A 16005-nucleotide genomic window follows, 5' to 3' on the forward strand; every position below is an offset into this window, starting at 1 on the left:
GTGGTAGAATCGGGCGGTTTGCCATGCTGGACGCCTGCCATGATTGAAACCGACAAACTGATCGGTGGAGCCCCCGAGCGCCGCCTTGTCACCCCGCAAAAAGCCTCGGAGCAGGAAGAAGCGTTGGAGCGCGCGCTGCGTCCCAAGCTGCTGGACGAGTATGTCGGCCAGAAAAAAGCCCGCGAGCAACTGGAAATCTTCATCGAGGCCGCCAAACGTCGCGGCGAAGCGCTCGATCATGTGTTGCTGTTCGGCCCGCCCGGCCTTGGCAAGACCACGCTTGCGCACATCGTGGCGCGCGAACTCGGCGTCAATCTGCGCCAGACGTCCGGCCCGGTGCTGGAGCGCGCGGGCGATCTGGCGGCGATGCTGACCAATCTCGAGCCGCACGATGTGTTGTTTATCGACGAGATTCATCGCCTGAGCCCGGTGGTTGAGGAAATCCTTTACCCAGCGCTGGAGGACTACCAGATCGACATCATGATCGGCGAAGGCCCGGCGGCGCGCTCGGTGAAGATCGATCTGCCACCGTTTACCCTGGTTGGTGCCACCACCCGTGCCGGCATGCTGACCAATCCGCTGCGTGACCGTTTCGGCATCGTGGCGCGACTGGAGTTTTACAACGCCGAAGAGTTGACCAAGATTGTCAGCCGCTCGGCGGGTCTGCTGAATGTACAGCTGTCCGGCAACGGTGCCTTCGAAGTCGCCCGGCGTAGCCGCGGCACGCCGCGGATTGCCAACCGCCTGCTGCGCCGGGTGCGCGACTATGCCGAGGTCAGAGCTGATGGCGTGGTGACGGCGGATATCGCCGATGCCGCCTTGCAGATGCTGGATGTCGATCCGGCTGGCCTCGACGTGATGGACCGCAAGCTGTTGTCGGCAGTGCTGGAAAAATTCGGTGGCGGCCCGGTCGGGCTGGACAATGTGGCGGCGGCGATTGGCGAGTCGACCGATACCATCGAAGACGTGATCGAGCCGTATCTGATCCAGCAGGGTTATCTGCAGCGCACGCCACGCGGCCGCATGGCGACGGCGCTGGCTTACCAGCATTTTGGTTTGCCACAGAAGGATTGATGTGGCGGGCTTGCCACGGCCGGCAGGTGTGAAGCTGAGGCAAAGCGCTGACTTCGACGTACAATGCGCGGCTGGAACAAGTCGGCAAATTGTGAGGATAGGTAATGTTCTATGCCATGTTGGCAGTAACGCTGGGGGTGGCACTGGTGACTTCGGTGCTGGTGGTGCGCTTCTTTGATGGGGCGATGAAGACCATTCTGGCACGCATTGTCGGCCCCGAGCTGGGTGAGGCCTGGCGCAAGTATATGAGCTTCGCCATTGTGGTGGTCGGCGTGTCCGGCGGTGTGCGCATCTGGGATCTGGAAAAGTTCATCCCGAATGGCCGCGAGAATGCGGTAGAGATGACCGGTGTGCGCTGGACGGTGCAGATTTACCGCACGGCCATTGATACGCTGTCGCAGATCGCCTGGGTAATGCTGCTGTTTTTCCTGTGCACCATGGTGGCTTATGTGATCGTGCGTGCCATCGAGTCGCGCCACGACAAGCCGGATCAGTCCTGATCCCTGAGCAAAGGTTGGCCGCAATGAAAAAAGCCCGGAGATTCCGGGCTTTTTTCATTGCGGCCAACCTTGTTTACAGGGTGACCATATTGTCGCGGTGAATCAGCTCGGGCTCGACCAGATAGCCGAGTACGCCCTCGATATCGCGGGTGGCCTTGCGCATGATGAGGCGAGCCTCTTCCGAGCTGTAGTTGACGAGGCCGCGCGCGACTTCTGCACCTTGCTGGTCGCAGCACACTACGGCATCGCCGCGCAGGAAAGAACCTTCCACCGCCAGCACGCCGATAGGCAACAGGCTGGTGCCTTTTTCACGTACGGCCAGTGCCGCGCCATCATCCAGCACCAGCTTGCCGGATAGCTGCAGATGATCGGCCAGCCACTGTTTGCGGGCGGCCAGGCGGCTGGTGGCGGCAATCAGCTGGGTGCCGATGGCTTCGCCATCGGCCAGACGCGACAGCACATCGGCTTCGCGACCGCAGGCGATGACCGTATCGGCACCGCTGCGTGCGGCGCGCTTGGCGGCGATGATCTTGGTGTACATGCCGCCAGTACCGACGCTGGAGCCGGCACCACCGGCCATTTGTTCCAGCTCGGGCGTGCCGGCACGCGCTTCGTGCACGAATTCGGCATCCGGCTTTTTGCGCGGGTCGGCGGTATACAGGCCTTTCTGGTCGGTGAGGATCACCAGCGCATCGGCTTCGATCAGATTGGTTACCAGTGCGCCCAGCGTGTCGTTATCGCCGAAGCGGATTTCGTCGGTCACTACCGTGTCGTTTTCATTGATGATGGGCACGACATTCAGCGCCAGCAGGGTAGACAGCGTGGTGCGGGCATTGAGGTAACGCAGGCGGTCGGACAGGTCTTCGTGGGTCAGCAAGACTTGGGCGGTTTTCAGGCCATGTTCGCGGAAGGCGCTTTCGTAAGCCTGGCACAGCCCCATCTGGCCTACCGCGGCGGCGGCTTGCAGCTCGTGTACTGCCTTCGGGCGTTTGGCCCAGCCCAGGCGCTGACAGCCTTCGGCAATCGCACCGCTGGAAACCAGCACTACTTCCTTGCCACGGCGTTTCAGATCGGCAATCTCGCTGGCCCAGCGTGCCAGTGCGGCCATATCCAGGCCTTTGCCATCATTGGTGACGAGGCTGGAGCCGACCTTGATGACGACGCGAGTCGCACTATGAATGACCGATTGCATGCTGATTTCCCGAGAATGGCAAAACAGGCAGTGTAACCGAACTATTGCGGATGGTGCGGTGCGGCAGGCTGGCTCTCGTAGCGAAATTCGCACAGCTGATAAAAGCTGCTTTGCTGGAACAGACGGGTCAGACGCAGGCGCTGTTCGCCTTTGCTGCTGAATACCCGGAACTCTTTCAGGTCTTCGAATTGCCGCCCGGGCAGCAGCAACAGGCTGGGCTGATCCAGCACATCGATGGCTGGCAGCAGCAAGGCCATTTGCGGCCGGTCTTGCAAAAAGGTAATGACCGGAATGGTCATCGCGGCATTGGCGCGCTGGGCAATGAACTCGACACCGAATTCGAGCAGGGTGCCGTGGTGGATGTTGTTGATCCAGCGGATCAGGCCGGGCTGCCACGATTGTTCGCCGGTACGCAGCATCACCAGTTCGCCGCAGCGGATATTGTGCTGGCTGTGCATGCCGCGCAGCTGCATGCCCTGGCTGCTGAGGTTGACCATGCTGTAGTGCGCTGGCGGCGGAGGTGGTGCAGGGGCTGTTGATGTGTTTTCGCTATCGTCCCCAGTGTTGTCCCAGGAGGGCGGTTGCCAGTTATCAAGGTTGGCCGCAAACCAGCAGGCTTGTATCTGGCTGACCAGCTGTATTTCCTCATGTTTCTGATAGCGGGTACTGCGTCGGGTCTGCGGGCTTTTCCATTGCTGCAGCAGATTCTTGGTCAGCAAACGTTCGTCGGCCGTGTCATGACTTTTCTGGGCAAAGTGCATGCGGGTCAGCACGGCGATGCGTTCGTGCAGCAAGGGCAGGATGGCGTTGGTGTCGGCATGCCACCAGAAGTTATGGCTTTCGAGTGCGGGCCGCTTGCCGCTGACAAAGCGTGGCGGGGCGTCGAGTTCCGGATGAAACAGGAAGGCAGCCTGCTGATTATCGTCAGCCGGATGCAGGGCCAGCAGCGGCGCATACTTGCGGATCATGGCTTGCAGCTGCTCCTGCTCGGCCTGGGCAAAGCGGTTGCTGGCCGTCATGCCCAGCAGGACAATCTGGCGGAACAGCACGGCAGGCCCGTCCTGCAAGCGGCATTCGCGCTCTTCCTCTGGTGACTCTTCGCATGCCAGTTGCCATAGCTGATAAAGATCATGCCAGTAGCCCTGTGGCAGTGGCAGATAGTCGCTGGCGCTGTGGAAAGCCAGCGTCCGTGCGCTGTGCATCGCATCAGTCAACAAAGAAATCTTGCTGCGATAGCGTGCCAGCAGCCAGTTGCTGGCGTAGCGTTCGACCACAATCAGCTTGTCGAGACGATGCAATGACCACCACAGGCTTTGTGCGGTTTCCGCACACTTCCAGGAGCGGGATGGCTGCACCAGCAGGTAATGGCGCTGCTCTTGCCGTAGTGCCGGCAGGATTTTCTCGATGGTCTGCAGAAAGTGCGTTCGAAGCTGAATCCGTCGTGACAGCTCAAGCTGGCATTGCAATAGCTGTTCGACTTGCTCAGTCAGTAACTGGGCGCAGTATTGCGGCTGGGCAAAGGGCAGCATGGCCAGCCATCTGGCCAGCTCGTCCGGGTCACTCATCGCCAAGGCGGCATCGTCATTGGCTTTTGGCAGGTTCAGGCTTCGCATGGCGATTCCAGATTGGACTCAGGGCAGCACAGTGTCTGCCTTGCTGTCAGTCCCGGTTGTGCTACCCAGCTGTTCGAGTATCAGCAGGCAGGTATCCCGGATTTGCAGCATATGAGACTGTTCAATGATATAGGGCGGCATGATGTAAACCGTATTGCCGATAGGGCGCAGCAGACAGCCTTGCTGTAGTGCCAGCTGGAAGCTGGCAACACTGAAATCGGCCCGATCGCTGACGACCTCGAATGCCCATATCATGCCACAGTGCCGGAAGTTTTGTACCGAACCATGTGCGGCGATGGGCGCCAGAATATTGCTGAAGCAGCTTGCTGTCTCTTTGTTGCGTTCGAGTATGTTGTCCTGCTCGAAAATGTCGAGCACGGCCAGTGCTGCCCGACAAGCCAGGGCGTTACCGGTATAACTGTGCGAGTGCAGAAAACCACGGCTGATTTCATCGTGATAGAACGCATCATAGATTTGGTCAGTGCTCAGGACGCAGGACAGAGGCAGATAACCACCGGTAATGCCTTTGGACAGGCACAGAAAGTCAGGGCGGATATCTGCCTGCTGGTAGGCAAACATCGTGCCGGTGCGGCCAAAGCCTACTGCAATCTCGTCGGCAATCAGGTGAATGGCGTATTGATCGCACAGCTGGCGTACGCGTTGCAGATAAACCGGGTCATACATCGCCATGCCGGCTGCGCCCTGCACCAATGGCTCGAGGATGATGGCGGCAATTGTGCTACCTTCATTTGCCAGCAGAGTGGCCAGCTGGTCGGCACAATGATGGGCATGTTCGATCGGGCTTACACCACTGCCTGCCTGGCGCCAGTCAGGTGTGCTCACCCGGATGTTTTCTTTTAACAGCGGCGCATAGGTCGACGAGAAAATCGGTACATCGGTGACGGCCAGCGCACCCATGGTTTCCCCGTGGTAGCTGTTTTCCAGCGAGATGAAGCGTTGCTTGGCGGTTTGTCCCTGATTTTTCCAGTAATGAAAACTCATTTTCAGGGCAATTTCAGTGGCACTCGCGCCATCCGAACCATAAAAGGCGTGACTAAGGCCGCTGAGTGCGGCCAACCTTTCGGATAATTCAATCACTGGCTGGTGCGTAAAGCCTGCCAGAATCACGTGCTCAAGCTGTTCCAGCTGATCGTGCAATGCCGCCTTGATCCTGGGCTGGTTGTGGCCAAACAGGTTGACCCACCAGGAGCTGACTGCATCGATATAGCGATTGCCATCAAAGTCCTCCAGCCAGATACCATCGCCCTTGGCGATGGGGATGATAGGCAGCGTTTCATGGCGTTTCATCTGGGTACAGGGGTGCCAGACGGATTGCTTGCTGCGGGCTAGCCATTCGTGGTTAAGGGACATGGTTGGGCTTTCGTAACTGACAATTTTCGGCACAATCATGACTGAAGTTGTCATGCGTTGTCAGTTGTTACGTGATGAATGCTCGGGACTGGAGAATACGGTTCTGCGCCAGGTTGGCATAGTCTTGCTTTGCATTAAACTGGTACGGGTTTTGCTGATGTTTTTTCGCCAGCAGCTTCGCTGGATTATGGGGCAGCATGATGCAGCGAGGTTTTACGCTTTTAGAACTGATGATTGTGGTAGCAATTGTGGGCATTCTTGCTGCCATAGCCATTCCGGCTTATCAGGATTATACTCGCAGAGCATATTTGACTGAGGCTTTGAGTATCGCTTCTGGCGTGCGTGCTTCGGTCGAGGAGTATCGTGCAAGCATGGGAAGCTGGCCTGGCAGTAATGCTTCTGCCGGGATCGCTTCAGCCACGGATTACTGGGGACAAGCCATTACCCGGCTGGATCTGGTTGCATCAGGCAGCATTGTACTGATACAGGTTGAGCTAAATCAGAAAGTATCCAGTGGTGCGCATATGTGGCTTGAGCCCCTGGAAAATGTTTCTGGGGCATTCGTTTGGAAGTGTCATGGTGATGCCGGCATCGATCGTCTGATGCCAAGCAATTGTCGTGATTGATTTGAGGCTGTTTTTTAGTTTTCTTAGGAGATTTTCACCATGAAGAAAGTACAACAAGGTTTTACCCTGATCGAGCTGATGATCGTTGTGGCGATCATCGGTATCTTGGCGGCTATTGCAATTCCTGCTTATCAGGATTACACCAAGCGTGCGCACGTTTCTGAAGGTCTGCAGCTGGCTGGCTCTGCCAAGACAGCGGTTACTGAATACTATTCGGCTAATGGTGCTATGCCGACCACCAATGCCTCAGCTGGTATGGCTTCGGCTACCGATATCAAAGGTAATGCGGTTGTTTCTGTTGCTGTGGGTACCTCTGGTGTCATTACTGTTACTTACAACGCTAAGGTGGCGTCCAATGCTGAATTGACAATTACTCCGAGCGCGTCTTCCGGCTCCATCACTTGGGCTTGCGCTGCGTCCGGTACTATCTTGCAGGCAAAATGGCTGCCTGCTAGCTGCCGCAGCTAATATCGTGCTTTAAGTTAATAAATGGGGTGCCTTGGCACCCCATTTCTGTTTTGTGTATTCATGAAAATCAAAACTGATCATCTACTACTTGCTGCACTGGTATCTATCAGTGTATTGCCTTTTCTGAATGTGATGCGCTATGCCCCAATGCCGGATTGGGGGAGCAATGCGACAGCGATATTGATGATAGTGCTGGCCGGTGCTTGCGGTTTGTTTGGGCGTAACTCTTTGTGCCGTAATGAGCCTTGGCATCTGCCTCCGTTTCTTGTCTTGGCAATCAGCTGGTGGTTGCTGGTTTTTCTGCCTTACAGCGCGCTGCATTCCGGACTGTTGCCGATGTCGGAAATGGCAGCAATTCTGATGGCCATCTTTGCTGCAGGTATCTTTGCGTCTTTGCAGCAAACGCTATCAAGAGAGCGGATTGTCGGGGCTTTGGCCTGGGCAGTCCTGGCTAGTGGCTTGTTGCAATCTGTCATTGCTCTGCTGCAGTTGCTGCAGCTGGCCGAGCTGGCCAGAGGCTGGCTGATGTTTACAGTAAATCACGACATCATCGGCAACATCTCGCAGCGTAATCAGCTGGCTCATGTTCTTACCTGGTCAGGGTTGGCTGCCGTTTACCTGTGGCAGCGTAAAGTCCTAACCGGTGCCTTGGCGCTGGCGATCATGTTGGTGCTTGCTACTGTCATTGCCTGGAGTGGTGGCCGATTGCCCATCGCCTATGCAATGGCATTCTTTTGTTTTTCGGTTGTGTTTTTTTTGAAATTGCAAAGTCGCGCACTGGCGATCCGGCTTGCCGTTTGGGCAGCTCTGACACTGCTGATGCAGTATTTAGGGCCTGTCATCGCAGATGCCCTTACTGGCAGAGCATTGGGTTCCGGCTTGGCGCGGCTCGCTGGGGAAGGTTTTGGTGAGCGTAGGCAGGTCGAGTGGCAAAAAGCCTGGCTCTTGGCACAGCACTTTCCATGGTTTGGAGTTGGTTTTGGTGAGTGGGCTTATTATTCAACATGGCTTGAAGCATTTGGTGGCTTTGCCAAGGTGCCTGAGAGTAGTCTTTTTACCCATAGTCATAATCTGTTCTTCCAGCTGCTTGCAGAGACAGGTTGGCCGGCAACCTTGTTTGCCGCAGCTGCAGTGGCTTATTGTCTGTGGCCATATCTGCTGCCACGTAATCACAGCCCGGAGAATGTTTTCCTGCTGATGCTGGCAGTGGTGTTATTGATCCACTCGCTGTTTGAATATCCCTTGTGGTATCTGCCGTTTCTGGTTGTTTTCTTTTTTGTACTGGCACTCAGTCCCAGAGAGGTCATTGCGCTGGAAATACGCTATCGCATGCGCTGGTGGGGGCAGTTGCTGTTGGTGATCTTGGCCGCAGGGTATTTGCTGACAGCCTACCCGGCTTACCGGACGATTCTGGATAGCCAGGCGCCGGGTCCCGACGCTAAGGTCAATGCGGAGAGTGTCGACAGAATTTTCTCCGTTGCGCGCAACCCCTTCTTTGTTTTCGAGGCCGAGCTTGCGTTGAGTAACTATCTGGTGCCTACCGCCAGCGATGTCGCCATCAAGCTGCATCATTACGAACAAATGGTCAGATACCGCCCATATCCCTCCCTGCTGACCAATCTGGCGATTTTGCGAGCATTGGCCGCAGATCCGGCTGGTGCGAAAGATGCGATGACGATGGCAATCTCTGCTTATCCGGCAAGTTTGCCAACCATGTTGCTGGTACTGTCGCAATATCGGGAGCACGAGATTCAGCCATTGAAACAGCTGGTATTTTCGGCTGTAAAACTGTCCAAAGAGAAGGGCGACAAGGCAGCTGTGGCCAGTGTCGCCAGCAGTTATCTGGATCGACCCTTGCCATGAGAGTCAAGCTCGGGGCATTCAGGTATGCTCGCGTTTTCTGTAGCTGGTCCTGATCATGTTTGAGCGAAGTTCACGCTTGAGATTGTCAGCCGGATTGTTGCTGGCCATCTCGTTTTTACCGTTTTTGTCCCGCTTTCACTATTTGCCCCTGCCGCAATGGTGGGGCGAGATTTCCGTTGTGATTCTGGCTGCGCTGGGAGCGATTCTGTCGCCTGCCAGAATACTCGGGATTCCCAGAGTGGCGATCTGGCTGGTGCTGCTCGCGCTGGTTTGGGCGCTGCAGCCGCAACTGGTGGCCATCATGTTCCCGGGCATGAATTACGCGGTGGCACTGTCCTTTCTGGCTTTGGCAATGCTGGCCATCGCGTTGGCCAGCCTGCGAGAGGAAATCGGCGAAGAATTACTACTTGTCTATCTCTGTTGGGGGCTGGTTATCGGTGCGCTGTTGCAATCGCTGATCGGCATCATCCAGTGGAGTGGCCTGGTCCAGTCTTTGGGCGGGCTACTCTTTTATGACAGCGCGCATCCGACCAGTAATATCTTTGGCCATATCGGGCAACGTAACCAATACGCACATTATCTGAGCTGGGGCATGGTTGCCGTGGCATGGTTGGCAGCAATCGGCCGACTCGGACGCGTGATGGCGATTGCTCTACTGTTATGGCTGGGCTTTTCTGTGGCGATTGCAGGCTCGCGCACGGCCCTGCTTTATATCGTGATCATCTTGGGGGTGTCAGCGATCTGGCACTGGCGATTCAGAGAAAATACGACACGACAGGCATTATTATGGCTGACTCTGGCGGCTTTGGCCTTGTTCGCCATGCAGTTTGCCCAGCCGCTATGGCAGTGGTTGTTTGCCGACGGCGGCACGCATGGGGCAAGCGGTATCCAGCGTCTTGCGGCCAACTCTGATGGAATGGGGGCAAGAAGACTGGCGGAGTGGCATAAGGCGTGGTTGAGTTTTGTCCACGCGCCGCTGTTCGGCATTGGCTGGTCGCAGTTTGCCGCCGAGAGTGTGCGTTTGCAGTTGATGCCGATTTTTGCCGATAGTGGTGTCAATAGCGGGCTGTTTACCAATTCGCACAACCTGCCGCTGAATTTGCTGGCTGAAATGGGGGCTATCGGCTTTGCCGTGTTTGCTCTGGGCTTGCTCTGGGTATTGCTGCCATTCTTTGGTAAGCAAGCCAAGCCTCATCATCAGCTCGCCTTGCTGCTTTTGGGGATCTCGCTGACACACAGCATGCTGGAATACCCGCTGTGGTATCTGTATTTTCCTGCGGTACTGACAATCGCTCTGGCGCTGGCGCCGGGTAATCCGAGCGTTGAGGTCTCTTGCCCGCGCTTGCTGCAAGGTGTTGCCGTATTGATGCTGTTTCTGTCGGTCTACGGCAGTATCCGTTACGTTAATCTTCAGGACTTGTATCAGCCGAGCCAGCCCGAAGAGCAGCAGGCCTTGCTGGAGATCGCCGGCAAGGAGCCTTTGTTTGCCTTTCATGCAATGGCAATGCTGGATGATGTGGTGAGGCCATCGGCACAAACGCCGCCTGAGCAGCGACAGTGGATTGCGCAGATGGTCCGAATGCGGCCGTATCCGGATGTCTTGCGTAAGGAAGCGCAGTTTCTGGCACTAGAGGGCAAGCAACGCGAAGCCGCCTTGACCATGCAGATGGCACTGGCCTCGTTTCCGACTTACGCACAATTCTTCAGTCGTGCTCTGGCTACCAGCGAGCCGGCCTGGGCGAGTCTGCAATTGCAGGTTGAGCATTTCCGGCAAACCAGTGGTAACTGAATAAAAAAAGACCGCCAGCGGCGGTCTTTTTTTTCGGCAGTAGCGGCATCAGGCGTCGATGACTGCGCCGGCACTCAGTGCCAGCTTCATTTTACCCAGTGCCTTGGCCTCGATCTGGCGAATGCGCTCGGCAGACACGCCAAACTCGGCAGCCAGATCATGCAAGGTAGCACCACCATCATCGGCCAACCAGCGGGCCTCGATGATGCGGCGGCTGCGTGGATCCAGCGTGGCAAGCGCATCCAGCAGACCATCGCTTTGCAGATGATCGAAAGCGCGACGCTCCAGTGTGACGGTGGGTTCGTTATGCGCGTCAGCCAGCCAGTCAATCGGCGCGTAACCATCTTCGTCATTGTCATCGGCGAGCAGGGCAATATCCTGGCCGCTCATCCGCGTTTCCATCTCGAGCACTTCTTCAGGCTTGACACCCAGATCGGCAGCGATCTCCTGAGCTTCGGCATCGCTGAGGGCGGCAAAGCTTTTCTTCATGCTGCGCAGATTGAAGAACAATTTGCGCTGTGGCTTGGTGGTGGCAATGCGGACCAGACGCCAGTTGCGCAGGATGAACTCGTGCATCTCGGCCTTGATCCAGTGCACGGCAAAAGAGAACAGGCGCACGCCGCGATTCGGCTCGAAGCGCTTGACGGCCTTCATCAGCCCGATATTGCCTTCCTGGATCAGGTCAGCCTGTGGCAGGCCATAACCGGAATAACCGCGAGCGATGGAAACCACAACACGAAGGTGAGACATCACCAAGCGCTTCGCCGCATCCAGATCACCGTGTTGCTGGTGACGGCTGGCAAGCTCGAACTCTTCTTCCGGTGTCAGCATCGGGACGCTGTTAACGGTCTGGATGTAATGCTCCAGACTGCCATTGGAAGACAATACGGGCAGGGCAATAGTGGACATGGATACTCTGACCTCCTACAGAAGACGGCTTTATCTTAGCACTCGTGTATTGAGAGTGCCAGAAGGCCAAAAGTTTCGCCAATCGCCATTGTTAATGAATGTGATTGGCGAAAACTCTTAACTTGGGCGAACGCGTCGCAAATGACTATCAGCAGCCAGGCGTGCGCCAAAGATGCTGAGTAGTATGGAAATGCCGAGAAGTTGCAGCAGTTGGACCAAGTCCAGTGGCAGCAGTCTGGCGCTAATGCCGTACAGCGACGAGAACTCGAGCAGCGCAGGGTTGGCCGCATGAGTCAGCCAGCTGGTGAGCGCCCAGCACAACAGGCCAGCGAACAGTCCTTGCCAGGCTGCGTGGTGCAGGAAGGGGCGGCGAATAAAGCTGTCAGTGGCACCGATGAGCTTGGAGACAGCGATTTCTTCCTGTCGCGACAAGATCTGCATGCGGATGGTGTTGTGATTGATCAGCACCATGGCGACGGCAAAGACGGCGGCCAACAGCCAGGTCAGCTGTTCCAGCAGGCTGACGAGGGCATGCAGCTTGCGCGCCCATAGGCCATCAAATTGTGCGAGTTCGACCATAGGCAGGCCCGACAGTTCTTTCTGCAGCAGATCAAGGCTATCGGGCTCCAGTGCCTTCGGCGTCACCACAAAGGCGTGTGGCAGCGGATTATTGCCCAAGCCTTCGCTGATTGCCGTCAGGCCGCTCTGCTGTTCAAGCTGCTGCAAGGCGCGACTTTTGTCGATGAACTCGAAGTTTGCCACTTTCGGATGACTTTTCAGGCTGCTTTCGACCGCAGCCAGATCGGCGGCCTCGCTGGACAACTCCATGAACAGCGTGATCTGCGGTGTGGTATTCAGCTGACCCAGCCATTGCTGCGAGCTGTTGACCATCAGGTATAAGGAGCAGGGCAGTGCCAGTGCCACGGCCAGCATCAGCAGATTGAGCAGATTGCCTACTGGCTGGCGCAGCATGCGTTGCAGCGCGCGTGAGGCACTTTGCCAGTGCAGGTAGAAATAATGTTTCATGCGGCAAATTGTCCTTCACGCAGGCGGATGATGCGGCGACCGTAGTCTTCCATCAGCGTCTCGTCATGAGCGGAAATCATGACGGTCACACCGACCTGATGGAATGACTTGAACAGCTCCATGATGTCCAGCGCATAGGCGCGATCAAGGTTGGCTGAAGGCTCGTCGGCCAGCAGGATGCTCGGACGATGCACGACGGCGCGCGCGATGCACAGACGTTGCTGCTCACCACCTGACAGACGAATCGGCATGACTTTTTCCTTGCCGGCGAGGCCAACCTTGTCGAGTGCCGCACGCACGCGGCGCAAGGCATCGCGGCGATCGAAGCCGATGATGTCCAGCGGCAGCATGACGTTATCCAGCACCGAGCGGTCGAACAGTATTTTGTGGTCCTGAAAGACAATGCCGATATGCTGTCTGACATAAGGCAGCTGGCTTGAACGCAGCTTGCTCAGGTTCTGGTTGTTGACAAAAACCTGGCCGGATGTGGCGCGTTCAATACCGGAAATCAGTTTCAGCAAGGTACTCTTGCCGGCACCGGAGTGGCCGGCAAGGAAAACCATTTCACCGTCGTCAACCGAGAAGCTGAGATTCTTCAGCGCCTCGTGACCACCGGGATAGCGTTTGGTTACCTGGTCGAATCGAATCATGCAAACAGGACTCCGCAAGGGTTCAAGGTTGGCCGCAATCAGTCCAGCAGGGCATCGACAAAGTCGCGCGCGACAAACGGGCGCAGATCGTTAATGCCTTCGCCGACACCGATAAAGCGCAGCGGAATCGGACGTTGCTTGGCAATGCCGGCAATCACGCCGCCTTTGGCTGTGCCATCAAGCTTGGTCAGGATCAGGCCCGTCAGGCCCAGCGCATCATCAAAGGCCACAACTTGATTGAGTGCGTTCTGACCAATATTGGCATCCAGTACCAGAATCACTTCGTGCGGTGCATCCGGCAGTGCCTTCTGGATGACGCGCTTGACCTTCTTGATCTCTTCCATCAGATGCAGCTGAGTCGGCAGGCGGCCGGCGGTATCTGCCAGGACGATATCAATGCCACGCGCGACTGCAGCCTGCATGGCGTCATAGCAGACGGCGGCGGCATCGCCACTTTGCTGGGCAATAACGGTCACGTTGTTACGTTCGCCCCAGGCCATCAGCTGCTCGCGAGCTGCGGCACGGAAAGTGTCACCTGCGGCCAACATTACCGACTTGCCTTGTGCCTGGAAGTACTTGGCCAGCTTGCCGATGGAGGTAGTCTTGCCGGCACCGTTCACGCCGGCGAGCATGATGACGTAGGGTTTGTGACCATCCGTGCGCAACGGCTGCTCAAGAGGCTGGATCAGCTCTTGCAAGGAGTCTTTCAACGCGCCCTTGAGTTCACTGGAATCCTTGAGGCCGCGCAGGCTGACGCGCTCGCGCACATCTTTCAGCAGATGACTGGTAGCGTCCATGCCCATATCGGAAGTCAGCAGAACTGTTTCCAGCTCCTCATAAAGATCTTCGTCAATCTTGCCGCCACCAAACAGGCCGGCAAGCTGCTTGCCTAGCTTGTCGCGGGTCTTGGCGAGGCCGGCTTTAAGTCGTTCGGTCCAGCTGAGCTTGGCTGGTGGTGTGTTTTCAGCGGGTGCCGCAGAATTTGCAGGTGCAGGTGCAGGTGCAGGTGCAGGTGCAGGTGCAGGTGCAGGTGCAGGTGCAGGTGCAGGTGCAGGTGCAGGTGCAGGTGCAGGTGCAGGTGCAGGTGCAGGTGCAGGTGCAGGTGCAGGTGCCGGCGTCTCTACAACGGCTTGAGACTGCACTGGCAGTTCTGGCTGAATTTCCGGTGTGGCCGGTGGTGGGGTTTTTTTCTTGAAGAAACTGAACATGCTTATATACAGACAATAAATGTGAGCTTGCGCGATTGTACCGGCAAAAGCGCATACGCACATAAAGCTGCAGCAAGATCGACACGTGATCGAGCAAGTTGATGTATTGCAAACAGATTGCAAGGCAAAATGCAGTAGAATCTCGGGCTTTGTTGTTACTGCGAGCTGAGATGGCCCAGCAAAAATCTAACAAGGTGAGGATCATCGCCGGCAAATACCGCAGGCGCATGCTGGCATTTCCGGATGTTGCCGGTTTGCGGCCAACCCCTGATCGCGTGCGTGAAACGGTTTTCAACTGGCTGGCTGACTATCTATATGGCGCGAGTTGTCTTGACCTGTTTGCCGGCAGTGGTGCAATGGGCTTTGAGGCGGCGTCTAGAGAGGCAGCCCGAGTCGTAATGATAGAAAAGGACCGACAGGCGTTTGCCGCGTTGAAAGCAGCGAAACAATTGTTGGGGGCGCAGGAAGTCGAACTGTTGGCTGCTGATGCAGTCCAGTGGTTGCGGAATGTTACAGAGTGTTTTGATGTGATTTTCCTGGATCCGCCCTATGCACAAAATCTGCAGCAGCCGCTGATGGCGCAGTTGCGCTCGCGCCTGAAACCAGGTGGCCTGCTTTATGTTGAAGCAGATCAGGCGCTGGATCTGCAAGGCTGGGATATACACCGGCAAGGTCGGGCCGGGGCGGTGAGCTTTATGTTGCTCGCTGTGGCCGATGGGGCCGAATAAGCATATAACGGCGTGGGCTTGCGACAGTGTTGGCCCGGTGCCAGAATTCATCCGTTAATACTTGAGGAATTTACTATGTCTTTGATGATTACCGACGAGTGCATCAATTGCGATGTCTGTGAGCCAGAGTGCCCGAACAATGCAATTTCGCAAGGTGAGGAAATCTACGAAATCAATCCTGATCTTTGCACCCAGTGCGTAGGTCATTACGACGAGCCGCAGTGCCAGCAAGTCTGTCCGGTTGATTGCATTCCGCTTGATCCGTCGAATCCGGAAACGCAAGAGCAGTTGCATCAGAAGTATCTGGTAATTACCGGCAAGGCTTAAGTTGTTGTTTTTCCACGGTCAATTGTTGTGCGCTTGGTCTGTGGTAAATTTTTTCAAAGAAATTTCGATTTTTTTTGAAAAAAAAGTTGACGACCTGAAAGCCCGTCTATAATATTCGGGCTTCTTCAGCGGCGGGATTCCCGAGCGGTCAAAGGGATCAGACTGTAAATCTGACGGCTCTGCCTTCGAAGGTTCGAATCCTTCTCCCGCCACCAGAATAAAATTAATGTCTTGGTGCTGAATCGGAAGATCGGCCAGGTTAGTAGGCGGGTGTAGCTCAATGGTAGAGCAGAAGCCTTCCAAGCTTACGACGAGGGTTCGATTCCCTTCACCCGCTCCAGGATAAAGTAGGCCCATGTAGCTCAGGGGTAGAGCACTCCCTTGGTAAGGGAGAGGTCGGCAGTTCAATTCTGCCCATGGGCACCATATTTTCTAGTAATCGCTTGTCAAGGAATTGCCATGGCTAAGGAAAAGTTTGAGCGGACAAAACCGCATGTGAACGTTGGCACCATCGGTCACGTAGACCATGGTAAAACCACTCTGACCGCAGCTATCACCACCATTCTGTCCAAGAAGTTCGGTGGCGAAGCTAAGGACTACTCCCAGATCGACAGCGCGCCAGAAGAAAAAGCACGTGGTATTACCATTAATACCGCTCACG

Annotated in this window: 16 protein-coding genes and 3 tRNA genes; 12 read left to right on the forward strand and 7 right to left on the reverse strand. The window is 56.1% G+C overall.

The window, feature by feature from the left end:
- Positions 1 to 39 precede the first annotated feature (39 nt).
- Together ruvB and ACZ9W6_RS07365 are read left to right on the forward strand one after the other, a co-directional pair.
- The gene (gene ruvB, locus ACZ9W6_RS07360; RefSeq protein ID WP_465190447.1) at positions 40 to 1074 is read left to right on the forward strand and encodes a Holliday junction branch migration DNA helicase RuvB; all 1035 of its coding nucleotides are present in this window, start codon (positions 40 to 42) and stop codon (positions 1072 to 1074) included.
- Positions 1075 to 1178: 104 nt separating this feature from the next.
- Positions 1179 to 1574, forward strand: coding sequence for a hypothetical protein (locus ACZ9W6_RS07365; RefSeq protein WP_465190448.1), 396 nt, complete (start codon positions 1179 to 1181; stop codon positions 1572 to 1574).
- A 73-nt stretch (positions 1575 to 1647) separates the two neighbouring features.
- Here ACZ9W6_RS07365 and proB read toward each other — a convergent pair whose 3' ends face one another.
- From proB to bioA, 3 genes are read right to left on the reverse strand one after another with little or no spacing between them, the layout of a single operon-like run.
- Positions 1648 to 2766 (reverse strand): glutamate 5-kinase, encoded by a 1119-nt coding sequence (proB, locus tag ACZ9W6_RS07370; protein WP_465190449.1) that lies wholly within the window; start codon positions 2764 to 2766, stop codon positions 1648 to 1650.
- Positions 2767 to 2807: 41 nt separating this feature from the next.
- Positions 2808 to 4379: a hypothetical protein gene (locus ACZ9W6_RS07375; protein ID WP_465190450.1), complete on the reverse strand. Its 1572-nt coding sequence runs from the start codon at positions 4377 to 4379 to the stop codon at positions 2808 to 2810.
- An 18-nt stretch (positions 4380 to 4397) separates the two neighbouring features.
- Positions 4398 to 5750: an adenosylmethionine--8-amino-7-oxononanoate transaminase gene (bioA, locus tag ACZ9W6_RS07380; protein ID WP_465190451.1), complete on the reverse strand. Its 1353-nt coding sequence runs from the start codon at positions 5748 to 5750 to the stop codon at positions 4398 to 4400.
- 197 nt (positions 5751 to 5947) lie between these two features.
- On the opposite strand from bioA, the gene ACZ9W6_RS07385 reads away from it, so the two are divergent.
- The 4 genes from ACZ9W6_RS07385 to ACZ9W6_RS07400 are packed head-to-tail and all read left to right on the forward strand — an operon-like array spanning position 5948 to position 10496.
- Complete coding sequence (locus tag ACZ9W6_RS07385) at positions 5948 to 6376, forward strand: pilin (RefSeq protein WP_465190452.1); 429 nt, start codon at positions 5948 to 5950, stop codon at positions 6374 to 6376.
- Positions 6377 to 6415: 39 nt separating this feature from the next.
- The gene (locus ACZ9W6_RS07390) at positions 6416 to 6844 is read left to right on the forward strand and encodes a pilin (RefSeq protein WP_465190453.1); all 429 of its coding nucleotides are present in this window, start codon (positions 6416 to 6418) and stop codon (positions 6842 to 6844) included.
- 60 nt (positions 6845 to 6904) lie between these two features.
- Positions 6905 to 8707 (forward strand): PglL family O-oligosaccharyltransferase, encoded by a 1803-nt coding sequence (locus tag ACZ9W6_RS07395; RefSeq protein ID WP_465190454.1) that lies wholly within the window; start codon positions 6905 to 6907, stop codon positions 8705 to 8707.
- Positions 8708 to 8762: 55 nt separating this feature from the next.
- Entirely contained in the window at positions 8763 to 10496 is a 1734-nt protein-coding gene (locus ACZ9W6_RS07400; protein WP_465190455.1) for a PglL family O-oligosaccharyltransferase, read from the forward strand.
- Positions 10497 to 10544: 48 nt separating this feature from the next.
- On the opposite strand, the gene rpoH is transcribed toward ACZ9W6_RS07400, so the two are convergent.
- The 4 genes from rpoH to ftsY form a co-directional block, all read right to left on the reverse strand.
- On the reverse strand, positions 10545 to 11405 hold the full coding sequence (gene rpoH / locus ACZ9W6_RS07405; protein ID WP_465190456.1) for an RNA polymerase sigma factor RpoH: 861 nt from the start codon (positions 11403 to 11405) through the stop codon (positions 10545 to 10547).
- 117 nt (positions 11406 to 11522) lie between these two features.
- Positions 11523 to 12431 (reverse strand): permease-like cell division protein FtsX, encoded by a 909-nt coding sequence (ftsX, locus tag ACZ9W6_RS07410; protein WP_465190457.1) that lies wholly within the window; start codon positions 12429 to 12431, stop codon positions 11523 to 11525.
- Complete coding sequence (gene ftsE / locus ACZ9W6_RS07415; RefSeq protein ID WP_465190458.1) at positions 12428 to 13081, reverse strand: cell division ATP-binding protein FtsE; 654 nt, start codon at positions 13079 to 13081, stop codon at positions 12428 to 12430. Before ftsE ends, ftsX begins: the two co-directional genes overlap by 4 nt.
- A gap of 38 nt (positions 13082 to 13119) precedes the next feature.
- The gene (gene ftsY, locus ACZ9W6_RS07420; protein WP_465190459.1) at positions 13120 to 14289 is read right to left on the reverse strand and encodes a signal recognition particle-docking protein FtsY; all 1170 of its coding nucleotides are present in this window, start codon (positions 14287 to 14289) and stop codon (positions 13120 to 13122) included.
- A gap of 170 nt (positions 14290 to 14459) precedes the next feature.
- On the opposite strand from ftsY, the gene rsmD reads away from it, so the two are divergent.
- The 6 genes from rsmD to ACZ9W6_RS07450 form a co-directional block, all read left to right on the forward strand.
- Positions 14460 to 15017: a 16S rRNA (guanine(966)-N(2))-methyltransferase RsmD gene (gene rsmD / locus ACZ9W6_RS07425; RefSeq protein WP_465190460.1), complete on the forward strand. Its 558-nt coding sequence runs from the start codon at positions 14460 to 14462 to the stop codon at positions 15015 to 15017.
- A 75-nt stretch (positions 15018 to 15092) separates the two neighbouring features.
- Complete coding sequence (locus ACZ9W6_RS07430) at positions 15093 to 15344, forward strand: YfhL family 4Fe-4S dicluster ferredoxin (RefSeq protein ID WP_465190461.1); 252 nt, start codon at positions 15093 to 15095, stop codon at positions 15342 to 15344.
- A 130-nt stretch (positions 15345 to 15474) separates the two neighbouring features.
- A tRNA-Tyr gene (locus tag ACZ9W6_RS07435) sits at positions 15475 to 15559 on the forward strand.
- A 51-nt stretch (positions 15560 to 15610) separates the two neighbouring features.
- A tRNA-Gly gene (locus tag ACZ9W6_RS07440) sits at positions 15611 to 15684 on the forward strand.
- Between the two features lie 11 nt (positions 15685 to 15695).
- Positions 15696 to 15770, forward strand: a tRNA-Thr gene (locus tag ACZ9W6_RS07445).
- Positions 15771 to 15803: 33 nt separating this feature from the next.
- Positions 15804 to 16005, forward strand: a 202-nt coding sequence (locus ACZ9W6_RS07450) for a GTP-binding protein (protein WP_465190462.1), incomplete at its 3' end; no start/stop codon positions are given.

It is taken from the genome of Vogesella lacus (genome assembly GCF_979366295.1).